Origin of the sequence: Flectobacillus rivi (assembly GCF_030056655.1) — a bacterium.
GTDB lineage: Bacteria > Bacteroidota > Bacteroidia > Cytophagales > Spirosomataceae > Flectobacillus > Flectobacillus rivi.
The window spans coordinates 43,320-54,621 of record NZ_JASHIE010000018.1; the positions used below are offsets into that span (position 1 = coordinate 43,320).

General features: G+C 35.2%; 9 protein-coding genes. 8 read left to right on the forward strand and 1 reads right to left on the reverse strand.

Translation table 11 applies throughout. The features are described from left to right. Positions 1 to 22 precede the first annotated feature (22 nt). Complete coding sequence (locus tag QM481_RS21625; protein ID WP_283383293.1) at positions 23 to 2,068, reverse strand: LTA synthase family protein; 2,046 nt, start codon at positions 2,066 to 2,068, stop codon at positions 23 to 25. 265 nt (positions 2,069 to 2,333) lie between these two features. Between QM481_RS21625 and QM481_RS21630 the strand changes: the two genes are divergently transcribed. From QM481_RS21630 to QM481_RS21665, 8 genes are all read left to right on the forward strand, one after another. Next, on the forward strand, positions 2,334 to 2,717 hold the full coding sequence (locus QM481_RS21630) for an Hpt domain-containing protein (protein WP_166551152.1): 384 nt from the start codon (positions 2,334 to 2,336) through the stop codon (positions 2,715 to 2,717). A 109-nt stretch (positions 2,718 to 2,826) separates the two neighbouring features. Then, positions 2,827 to 3,192 (forward strand): response regulator transcription factor, encoded by a 366-nt coding sequence (locus tag QM481_RS21635; protein ID WP_095168227.1) that lies wholly within the window; start codon positions 2,827 to 2,829, stop codon positions 3,190 to 3,192. 50 nt (positions 3,193 to 3,242) lie between these two features. Continuing rightward, a complete protein-coding gene (locus QM481_RS21640; RefSeq protein ID WP_283383294.1) occupies positions 3,243 to 4,334 on the forward strand; it encodes a HEAT repeat domain-containing protein in 1,092 nt (363 codons plus the stop codon). An 82-nt stretch (positions 4,335 to 4,416) separates the two neighbouring features. Beyond that, the gene (locus QM481_RS21645) at positions 4,417 to 5,769 is read left to right on the forward strand and encodes a glycosyltransferase family 2 protein (RefSeq protein ID WP_283383295.1); all 1,353 of its coding nucleotides are present in this window, start codon (positions 4,417 to 4,419) and stop codon (positions 5,767 to 5,769) included. Between the two features lie 119 nt (positions 5,770 to 5,888). Beyond that, on the forward strand, positions 5,889 to 6,599 hold the full coding sequence (locus QM481_RS21650; RefSeq protein WP_283383296.1) for a hypothetical protein: 711 nt from the start codon (positions 5,889 to 5,891) through the stop codon (positions 6,597 to 6,599). Between the two features lie 354 nt (positions 6,600 to 6,953). Then, the gene (locus QM481_RS21655) at positions 6,954 to 8,660 is read left to right on the forward strand and encodes a GAF domain-containing hybrid sensor histidine kinase/response regulator (protein WP_283383297.1); all 1,707 of its coding nucleotides are present in this window, start codon (positions 6,954 to 6,956) and stop codon (positions 8,658 to 8,660) included. A gap of 330 nt (positions 8,661 to 8,990) precedes the next feature. Continuing rightward, positions 8,991 to 10,850, forward strand: a complete 1,860-nt coding sequence (locus QM481_RS21660) for a PAS domain-containing protein (protein WP_283383298.1) — start codon at positions 8,991 to 8,993, stop codon at positions 10,848 to 10,850. Next, positions 10,850 to 11,251, forward strand: a complete 402-nt coding sequence (locus QM481_RS21665) for a response regulator (RefSeq protein WP_095168241.1) — start codon at positions 10,850 to 10,852, stop codon at positions 11,249 to 11,251. Before QM481_RS21660 ends, QM481_RS21665 begins: the two co-directional genes overlap by 1 nt. The last annotated feature ends 51 nt before the right edge of the window (positions 11,252 to 11,302 follow it).

Genomic DNA, 11,302 nt, shown 5'->3' on the forward strand with positions numbered 1-11,302 from the left:
AGAACCTCTTTTGTTTAATCACTTATTTGAGTCGAACAGAATCAGGTAATAACTTAATTCCTTTCTGAATTTTCTCGTTTTTCTGTTTGAAAATATCAAAATTAGCCTTCACCGCCGACTGTGCGTCTTTTTCTGGACTTAGGGTCATCGACATATTTGGTCCTATTTGATACAAGTCTGTTCCGTTCAACACATAATCTCCATAAATGAAATCAATCATTTGTGCTTTTGTCATCATCAATGGATAAGAGTGTACGTTTCTGAACTGTCTGACGGTATCAATACCTGTACCAATCCAATTGGTGACCAGTGGTTTTGCTACACCATAGTTTTTGTTCATAAAGGCTGCGATAGTAGGCGCTATGTCGAAGTGTGTCGAAATAGATTCAAATTTCACAGGACGCTTTATTAACGGAGAGTAAATAATCAAAGGCACATGGAAACGGTCAATTTTAGTTGCCATCGGAATTTCTGGCATACGGTGGTCTCCCGTAATGACAAAAATGGTGTTAGCAAAATCTTTACGTTTTTTATATTTCTCAAAAAACTCACGAATAGCTTCGTCGGTATAAATTACTGTCGAAAGCATTTGTGTGTAATCTTTGGCATTTTGTTGCTGTGACGCAGTCATTCTAGCCTTAGGGCTTTGACTATATTGTAATAGTTTTTGGGTATAAACACTCTGATTATTAATTAAAAATGGACTGTGAGTTGAAACCGTCAGGATAACCTGAAAACTAGGTTTGCTAGTCTCATTGGCATTTACATCAAAGTATCGTTTAAATAAACTTTTGTCATCATAACCCCAAGTAAATGAACCTGTTTTAGGAAGTTTTAGATATCCAGAACCTGTAAAAGTGGGCTCATCATTGACTTGATCAATACCTTCTTTTTGCAAAAACAACTTCATATTATCGAACTTGCTATCGCCACCATAATAAAATGCGGTATGATAACCTGCACGTTTCATAATGCCAATTAATGAATTATTAACGGGCATATTATTGCCTAAATCATTGAATCCACTTTTTCCAAAAGGGAGTGACCCTAAAATAGAAGGTAATACAGCAAATGTACGTCCCCCTTCGCTCAAGAAATTATTCCAATATAGACTTTTCTGCGATAAAGAATCCACAAAGGGGGTGTAGTTGCCCAGATAAGCGCCTTCACCCGTAAAAGCTCTACCGAGTCCTTCCACTAATAGAAATACGATATTAGGTTTTTGAGGAGATTTATTGAAGAAATTACCTAATACATCCTGCGTAGAATCTATTCTTAAGAAAGGGTAATTATTTTCATCCAAATAATTTACTTTCAAAATCTCGTTATTGCCACCAAGTAAAGCACCGCCAATGCCCAAGTAACTATCGGCATAGATATCTACTTCGTCGTCGGTAGCAACAAAATAATCATAAGACGAATTAGAGAAATAGAGAGACTTGTTATAAGTGAGATAGTTGTCAAATTCATTACTAAATTGATGACTTGGTATTTGTAGTTCTACATCAAAATAATAAACAACGAAGGCAAGTCCCCAAATCGTTAAAGGAATAACTATGCGATGTATCGGAGCTTTTTGCGTCAATGTACGGAAAAGTAAAAATTGCAATCCAATGATTACTAACATTCCAATCATTCCGAGTACAGGAACACCTGCTGCTCCGACGGTTTGTTTGATATCGTCGATTGAATAACTATATAAATCCGCACCGAGTGGTACTAAGGCTGTCAAAAAATATTGCATTAATGATAAATGCAATAATGTCAAGGCTGAAATAATGACCCAAATGACAATTTTAGCAATCTTAGAAGACAGAAACAGTAGAGCTTGATGAAGCAGCCCTAAAAAGACAATAGATTTTGAAAAATAGATAAGGTCATACAACGAACCTCTTGCCCATAAAAAAATGAGTGAATCGCTAATATTTTGAGTTGTACTACCATAAATCAACTCAACAAGACGAATAATAAGAATGGTTAGAAACCAGCCAAGGGCCATGTTTCCAAACTGGTTTAACCCAGACTTTTGAAGGTCAAAAAAGGTACTTTTTTCTGGTGATTCGCTCATGCTTAATTATAATTCTATCAAAAAAAATGAAATCTAAATTTTATGCTACAAATAAAATACCGAAATTCGAGTAAAACCTATTTGGAACGATTTTTGCGTTGATAATTTTAATTCTTCGTTAATTACACTAGTCAAATATAGGTTTTTTGATTTTCTTTGTAAAATAACTGAAGGTACCGTTCGATTTGATATAGTATAAAAGTAGCGCTCCGCCAATTTTAGCGTTTAACTTTTAAGATTGTTTTATTTGTGAAGTTTGATAATAATGAGCTTAGAATCCTTTCCTTTTCATCCTAGTTTCGACAAAGAATATATTGCAGAGTTATTTGATAACGAGGCTTCATATTTTCTTGAAATAGTGGAGTACTTTTTTAACAACATACCTGCCGAAATGTCTGATTTGAATCATACTTTTGCAAGTGGTGACAAAATGGGTTTTGCCAAAAAATTGCATAAGATGAGTTCAATGTTAGGGTGTGTAGGTCAAGTTGAGTTTAGTAAACAATGTAAAGAAGTCGAAAAATCCTTTCTACAAACCCAAGAATTTATTGTCCCTCAAGAAAAGATGATTGAGGATCTTCAAGAGATTTTGCTTCATATTCAAAACGATTACGAAAAGCTCAAAAAGCTTTCAGAAGAAGCTATCTAAATGAAGTAATAATCGAATAAAACTATTATTCGGTAACAATTAAAATAAATATTAACCCTAGTTTCACAATACCTAGGGGGTATTGTACTAGACCCAATTTTGATCAATCATGAAAATTCTTATTGCCGAAGATGAATCACTGTTGTTAAAATTACTTGTTGATAAATTTAATAGAGAAAGCTTTGAAGTGACAGGTTGTCAAAATGGCTTAGACGCTATTGATTTATACGACGAGGTTCAACCTGATATTGTCATTACTGATTTACAAATGCCGTTTTCGGGAGGGTATGAGCTTATTTTTCATATCCGTAAAACCCGCGACGCTCAAACTCCAATTATTGTACTTTCAAGTACGAATGTAGAAGATAAAATCGTTTCTTCTCTGGAACTTGGCGCCAATGACTTCGTTGAAAAACCGTTTCGCTTCAACGAGCTAATCATTCGTGTTAAAAGGCTACTGGGAACCTCCGTTTAGGGATTCCGTTGTAGGTTTGATGATATTTATTGCCCTTTCTCTCAAAATTTATGAATAATATACCCACTCATATTCAACGACTTATATTTATTATATTAGTCATTGCTACAATCTTGTTGGTTGTAGATTCGGTGATTATAATAAGTATACTGAGTGAAAAAATAAGTGCCAAAAGAAGCGCAAAACGAAGAGCAGAAATCCGAGAAAAAATTCAGCAATATATCACAGCTTGGCTCATGGAAGAAGACTTGAATATTCAAGAATTTATGAGCAAAGAAATTGCAAACTACTTTTCTAATATTCAGCTAAAGTTTAAATTGTTTAGAGAAATTCTCTACGAAGAAATATTCAACGCCAACAAAGTTCTCCTGGGCGACGATCAAAAAAAAATAAAAGAGCTGTACACCTTTTTTGGTTTCGAGCAAAAAATCAAAAAGGAATTCTTCAGGTACAAATGGTATAAACTAGTCAACGCAACGAATGACCTTTTGGCGATTAAGGCGTTAGAAAATTCGGCGATGTTTACCGAATTATTAGATCATCCGAATCAATTTGTACGTTTGGTGGCCATTAAGGCCGAAATATCAATGGGTGGCGATCAAGTGGATATTCTGTCCGAAATACATTTTCCTCTTTCAGATTGGGAAATGTATGAAATCATCAGTTTTTTGAAAAGAAGCCAATTTAAACAAATCCCTAACTTAAGCAAACTGATTAACCATGAATCAGTTACACTTAAAATACTAGGATTGAAACTTGCTAATATTTTTCAAGAGCTTGATTTGGAGATGGATACTAAATCATTTGTGGTACATCCCAATCCAAAAGTAAGAACTGCTATTATCGAATACCTCGCAGAGTGTGGTGGCAACGAGTATTTGAATGATCTAAAGAGAAGGTTTGCTTCTGAAGAAGAACCAGTAAAAATTGCCATTTTAAAATACGTAGCCTTACACGGAACCGACGACGATGTTCCATTTATATTCAACAAATTGAAAGATGCGTATCCAGCTATTCGGGTGAAAGCTGCCGAAACGCTTCAAAACATGAATTCGAATAGTATGTCATTTTTATCTTATCTTGAATCAAATGGGGATAAATCTGATCAAAAATTGGCGATTCATGTGCTAAATAAATTTTAAACGGATGCTAACATTCTTCTCTTACTTTATACAATTTGGTTTGTTTTTGTACTGTATGATGATTTTTACATCTTACATACTCATGAGCGTTAGGTCATGGAAAGTACTGAAGCACCACAAACAAGCAAACCTCAATATCGATTTTAATGCTTTTCGTCAAAATCCGTACCTACCTTCTATTTCTGTTGTAGCACCTGCGTATAATGAAGGGGTCACCATTGTTGAGAACATTCGCTCCTTATTATCACTTGGTTACAATAATTTAACATTGATTATTGTAAACGATGGGAGTAAAGACGATACGCTTGAAAAAGCCATCAAGTTTTACGATTTAGAAAAGGTAGATTACTATTTCGAATATCGTTTGCCTTGCAACGAAATCAAAGCTATTTATAAATCCAGAAATAAAGCTTTCAAAAAGCTTATTGTCGTTGATAAAGCTAATGGTGGCAAAGCCGATGCCCTTAATGCGGGCATAAATGTTTCGTACTCAGATTATTTTGCTTGTGTCGACGTGGATTGTTTGTTGGAAGAAAATGCCTTTGAACACTTGATTTATCCTGTTATTAATAGCCATAAAGAAGTTGTTGCAGTAGGAGGAATTGTTTGGCTCAATAACGATGCAGAGGTATATCATGGTCACATGGTGAAGCTACAAATTCCTAATAAATTTCTGCCAAGAATTCAATTAATAGAATATTTTAGAGCCTTCCTGTTAGGACGTACCGCATGGGGATCTATCAATGGACTTCTGCTAATTTCGGGTGCATTTGGTATTTTTCATCGAGAAAGGGTTATTGAGGCTGGTGGCTATAACAAGAAAACAGTTGGTGAAGACATGGAGTTGGTTATTCGTTTACACAAACTTATGCTCAACAAAAAAATACCTTATGAAGTAGCATACGTACCCACTCCACTTTGTTGGACGGAAGCTCCTGTAACAAAGACCATTTTGTCGCGCCAGCGTAATAGGTGGGCACGTGGTACAGCCGAGTGTTTGATGCTTCATAGAGATATGATTGGACGAAAAAAATATGGTATTATTGGTTTGCTTAGCTTCCCATATTGGTTAATTGCAGAATGGTTTGGACCGTTTATCGAAGCATTCGGTCTGATTTTTACGTTGGTAATGATTCTGTTGGGTTATATCAATATCTACTTTTTTATAGCTATGATTGGGTTGGTTTTCTCAATGTCGCTATTCTTTTCAATATTGGCAATTCAGGCTCAGGAAACCTTTTTTAATCGTTACTCCGAGCCAAAAGAAATTGGACGGCTTTTTGTCACTGCTATTTTAGAACCTTTTATTTATCACCCACTCACGGTGTATTGGGCTATAAAAGGTAACTATGATTTGTTTTTCAAGAAAACACACTCTTGGGGCGAAATGACTCGTACTGGTTATGCTCCAGCTACTGCTCCTAAAAAATCGTAACAAGAAATAATTATTGTCAAGGGGTTGAATATGGCTTTATAAGCTATTATTCAACCCCTTATCTTTTATATTTTTGAAGCGATTTTATAAATTTGCAGAAGAAGAAAATACCTTAACCCATGAAAACATACCAAGAAGAATTAGAAGAACAAAAAAACAAGCAAGCAGCCTTTTGGTGGACGCTTGCTGTTGGCGCTATTCTTTTTTATACTTCCATCAAGTTACCTATTTGGAATGAAGCTACGAAAATAGTGGCCCAAAAACCAATCAGAATCTCCTTTGCTACGAATGAATTAACAGAAGTTCCAGAAGAAAATACTATTGAAAATAATAAAAAAATCAAAGAAGCATCAGGTCCTGCAGCCCCAAACAGGGAGAATCTTAATGCATCAGGAGCAGAAACATCCTATGCTAAAGCAAGTCCTTATAAAGCTCCTAAAGCAAAATTGCCAAGCTCTACATCTGACAAATATGGCTATAGCCCCGAACCTAAAGCTTTTATGCCAGATTATGGCGCCTCAAAAGGAAAAGGTCTCGAATATGGACTAGATCGCTTTTATTTGGCTCAAAAACCTTTGTTGACAGACAAGTCTAGCGAAGTTGGTAAAATTGTCTTTAAAATAACTGTTGATAATGAAGGGCAGATTTTGAGTATTAGAGTACAATCTACAACCTTAACTGAAGCTACTACCAATATTTACAAAGAAGATATTAAGTATGGGGCTGTATTTCGACCACATCACCTCAAAGGAACAACAATTGCAGCGACATCTTCAGGGCTATTGACAGTCCACGTCAATGTAAGAGGAAATACTCAGTTTGTTTTATGATACTCATAAAATATATTCATCAACTAACTATAGTTTTATTTGTTTAAATAAAATATGTATTTTTACCACTCTGTATATGTGTCTTTAGTGACTTCTACACGTATCAAGTGAGTATCCTATAGTAAATTAATTTGTATTGTGCTCATATTACCCTTGTGATGGCACTTCTATAAAACTATAAATCTGCAAGCCCTAAGTAGTAAGTTTCGTCTATTGCCAGTAGCGAAACGCCGTAAATTTCTGAATACCAGATAGCCATAACCTATTCCGAGTGGGTTGGGCAATAGGGGTCTTTGTTCACATACAAAGATATTGTTGGGTACATTACCTCAATTATTACGTAACAAACTACTTATGAAAAAACCACTCTTACCAAGTAACGAATCGGAGCGATTGGATGCGCTAAAGAGTTATCATATTCTCGATACTTCACCCGAGAGAGATTATGACTCTATCACTCAAATTGCTCAAGAGATTTGTCAAACTCCGATAAGCCTTATCAGCTTGATTGATAAGGATAGACAGTGGTTTAAGTCAGCTAAAGGAATCGATGTGGCAGAGACACCAAGAGATCTTTCTTTTTGTGGACATACTATTTTGAATCCCTACGAGCCTTTTATTGTTGAAAACACTTTGGAAGATGATCGGTTTTATGACAATCCTTTTGTCATAAATGACCCTGGCGTGCAGTTTTATGCTGGAGTTCCACTGGTAACTTCAAAAGGATATGCACTAGGTACACTTTGTGTGATTGATAACAAGCCCCGTTCGCTAGCCGATGATCAAATTGAAGCCTTGAAAGCTTTGGCTAATCAAGTAACGAATCAGTTTGAGCTTCGGAAAAAAACAATTCAGTTAGAAAAAATCAAAGAAGATTTAGAAATAAAAAACCAAGAGTTAGAGCAAGCGAAACTTCATTTGGAAGAAGCATTAAAGGCAAAATCGGTGTTTCTTTCGATGATGAGTCATGAAATTAGAACTCCTTTGCACTCAATTCTTGGCAATATTCATTTGCTTTTGGAAGAACAGCCTCGTAAAGAACAAGAAGCTCCATTAAAGGTGTTGAAGTTTACTGGTGAAACTCTTTTATCGATTATTAACGATATCTTAGACTACAGTAAACTTGAAGCACAAAAAGTACAAATTGAGCAAATTCCTTTTAACCTTGTTGATTTGCTTAATAATATTGTAGAAATAAATTGGCATCGTTCTAAAGAAAAAGGCAATACCCTACAAATAGATTTGGATACCGATATTCCTGCATTTTTGGAGGGAGACCCTACTCGTTTGGTTCAAGTAATCAACAATTTGGTATCTAATGCGGTAAAATTTACCAAAAATGGGCTCATTACGCTAAAAGCTGGAGTTGTGAACAGAACCCACTCGCATGTTGAGGTCAAATTTGAGGTTATTGATAATGGCATTGGAATTTCTGAAGAATCTTTGCCTAAAATATTTGATGAATTTGCACAAGCATCGATTATAACAACGCGTCAGTTTGGTGGTACTGGACTTGGACTTGCCATTATCAAAAAGATTTTGCTATTGTTTAATAGTGAAATCCACGTTGATAGTAGGCTTAATGAAGGCTCAAATTTTTACTTTACCGTTAATTTCAAAATTGCGGAAGACCAAAATTACTCCATCAAAGAATTGACTGATTTTGATTTTAAAGGATATCATATTTTGGCAGTAGATGACAACGAAATCAACTTAAAAATCATTGCAAGAAATCTGTTGAAAAAAGGTATTCAGGTCGACACCTGTGTATCTCCATACGAAGCTTTAAAGTTGGTAAGTTCAGATAAATGCTACGATTTAGCGATTATAGATTTACAAATGCCAGAATTGAACGGATTTGAATTGACCAAAGAAATCCGCAAAATAGATAGCAACTTGACCATCATTGCAAGCTCAGCTGACAATAATGCGGAAACTATCAAAGAAGCTTTCGCTGTAGGCATGAACGATTATCTGTTGAAGCCACATACCGCAGATGAGTTATATTTGTTGCTGGCCAAACATCTTAGATACCAAAATGACCATATAATCAATACATAGTTGTATCTTTGCTAAAGTTGATATATTTAACGAAATTCGTAATCTGTTTTACGAATTTCGTTAGCTTCTACAATTTAAATCTGATTTTCTTCTAGTAAACACCGTTCAGATATATAGCCAGTAAATTTTTTTTTACTTTATGCTATATGCCAATTTTAAGACAAACTGTCTACCCGTAACGCTATTATAGTCACTGATTCAGCGACTTATCAATAAAAATATGCTTCATTTTACTGTATTTCAATCATATAGTAAATCCTTTCCACTACTGATAAATTCCCTAAAAGGACCACAATTGAATTTTTGATTTGAGTAAAACCACACTGTGTTATGAAAACGATCCGAGAGCCTTGGAATCGGGAAGGATATTACGATATTCCTAACTTTTGGGCATGGGATTTGACGAGCAATACGTTTTCTATTTCAGATAATGTGAATGCGATTTTATCACTGCCTTCCCAAACAATTAATAATTTGGATACATTGAAGCGCCATCTGTTTTCATTAGATACAAAATGGCTAGATTTCAATATAGTAAAGGAATTAACAAAAGATGAAAACTATTTTGAGCAAGAAATAAGGTTGTATAACGCTGATGGAAATTTTCAGTTTTTTCAAATAAATGGATATGTTGAACTAAGAGATGCGCATAACTATGCTGTATTGCTGAAAGGAACGTTTACGCACATTTCCTATTTGATAGAATACCCTGAAAAGTTGCCAGCCCCTCCCGTTCACAAAACAGAGTTTGAACTCATCATCAATAGCATAGAAGCTGGAATCTGGGATTGGGATTTGCAATTTGATACCATTTGGTGGTCAAGTAAATTTTATGAATTGCTGGGCTATCAAGATGGCGGCATTAGCACTTCTTTCAATACTTTTTTCAATACGCTTTTGCATCAAGATGATAAGGCAAAAGTCGAGCAACTCATTGGGGAACATCTTTATCATCATAAACCTTATAAGACTGATATTAGATTACTTTGTCGCTCTGGAGAATATAAATGGTTTCAAACGTCAGGGCAAGCTATGTGGAATAAGGAGGGAAAGCCTATCAAAATGGCAGGGTCCATCATTGATATTACGGAGACTGTTAATTACAAAAGTTCTTTGTTGAAGAATGAATTTCTGTTGAATGAATCAGCCAAATTAGCACGAATTGGTGCATGGGAGGTTGATCTCAAAACACAGAAAGTGTATTGGTCAGAAAGTACAAAAGCTATCCATGAATTTCCTTCACATTTAGAAACTCCTAGTTTGGCAGAGGCATTCTTGTATTACCCGGAAGCCTCTAGAGCTATGGTCGCGAAGGCATTTGACGAAACTATTGCCTTAGGAAAAGCTTTCGATGTAAGTTGTGAGTTTTTGACATATTTGCAAAATAAAATTTGGGTAAGGGTCATAGGCAGCCCACTATTCGATACTCAAGGTATCATTATCGGCGTTCGTGGAGTAATCAAGAATATCGATGAAGAGAAACAAAAAGAACTTTTTTTACAAGATTCTTTAAAAATCATTCATGAACAAAATAAGAAATTGGTAAATTTTGCCCATATTGTATCACATAATCTAAGGTCACATACTGGCAACTTAGAAATGGTAAGTAATTTCATTGAAGAATGTGATACTGAATATGAACAAAAGCTCTTGTTAGACAGTGTTAAGCAAATTTCTAAGCAGCTCAGCGAAACTATTTCACAACTCAATGAAGTATTAGTAACACAATCACAAGTTCAACAACCGAAAGTTAGGATTTGCTTTGATGAGATGCTGACAAAAATCAAAAGTCAGATTCAAAGCGAGCTAGTTCTCAGTAGCGCACGTATCAAAAGCAACTTTACAAGCTGTAAAAGTGTCTACTATATACCAGCCTATTTGGAAAGCATTCTGACAAATCTTCTTTCCAATGCAATTCAATTTCGGAAACCCGAAGTGTGTCCAGAGATTACTCTTTCTTCTTGGATTGAAAATAATAAAATCATATTGCAAATAGAGGATAACGGTGTAGGTATTGACCTTGAGAAATACAAGTACAAGCTTTTTGGTATGCATCATACTTTTCATAAGCACACCAGTGGAAAAGGTTTTGGGTTATTTTTAATCAAAAACCAACTGGATTTGATGGGAAGTAAAATAGAAGTCGAAAGTCAAGAAAATATTGGTACAACATTTAAGATTACATTTTAATGAAGCCTGTAGAAACTATTTGTGTCATAGATGACGACAACATCTATGGATTTTGGGTAAAGAAATTATTGGTCTCCAAAAACTTTTGTAAAAGCTTGAGCATTTTCGAAAATGGCTTGGCAGGTTTCAACTATTTCAATGAATTAGTCGTGGGAGAGGGTGTGATTCCTGATTTGATATTACTGGATATTAATATGCCAGTGATGGATGGATGGGAGTTTTTGGAAGAGTTTTCCAAAATCAAAAATAAATTTGAGAAAGAGATTCCAATATATGTCGTTAGTTCGTCCATCAATCCTGCCGATATAGAACGAGCCAAAGGGTTTGAAGAAGTGAGCGGATTTATCACAAAGCCCTTAACGTTCGACAATTTGAAACAAATCAAGTTATTCCAAGATTAAATAAAGAAAAGGGTATTTTGTAGCGAAATACCCTTTTTCTTTGTAAAATAG

Coding starts and splice junctions, on each gene's coding strand:
- QM481_RS21650 (WP_283383296.1), top strand. CDS start 5,889: ATGAAAACATACCAAGAAGAATTAGAAGAACAAAAAAACAAGCAAGCA.
- QM481_RS21665 (WP_095168241.1), top strand. CDS start 10,850: ATGAAGCCTGTAGAAACTATTTGTGTCATAGATGACGACAACATCTAT.
- QM481_RS21645 (WP_283383295.1), top strand. CDS start 4,417: ATGAGCGTTAGGTCATGGAAAGTACTGAAGCACCACAAACAAGCAAAC.
- QM481_RS21655 (WP_283383297.1), top strand. CDS start 6,954: ATGAAAAAACCACTCTTACCAAGTAACGAATCGGAGCGATTGGATGCG.
- QM481_RS21640 (WP_283383294.1), top strand. CDS start 3,243: ATGAATAATATACCCACTCATATTCAACGACTTATATTTATTATATTA.
- QM481_RS21630 (WP_166551152.1), top strand. CDS start 2,334: ATGAGCTTAGAATCCTTTCCTTTTCATCCTAGTTTCGACAAAGAATAT.
- QM481_RS21660 (WP_283383298.1), top strand. CDS start 8,991: ATGAAAACGATCCGAGAGCCTTGGAATCGGGAAGGATATTACGATATT.
- QM481_RS21635 (WP_095168227.1), top strand. CDS start 2,827: ATGAAAATTCTTATTGCCGAAGATGAATCACTGTTGTTAAAATTACTT.
- QM481_RS21625 (WP_283383293.1), bottom strand. CDS start 2,068: ATGAGCGAATCACCAGAAAAAAGTACCTTTTTTGACCTTCAAAAGTCT.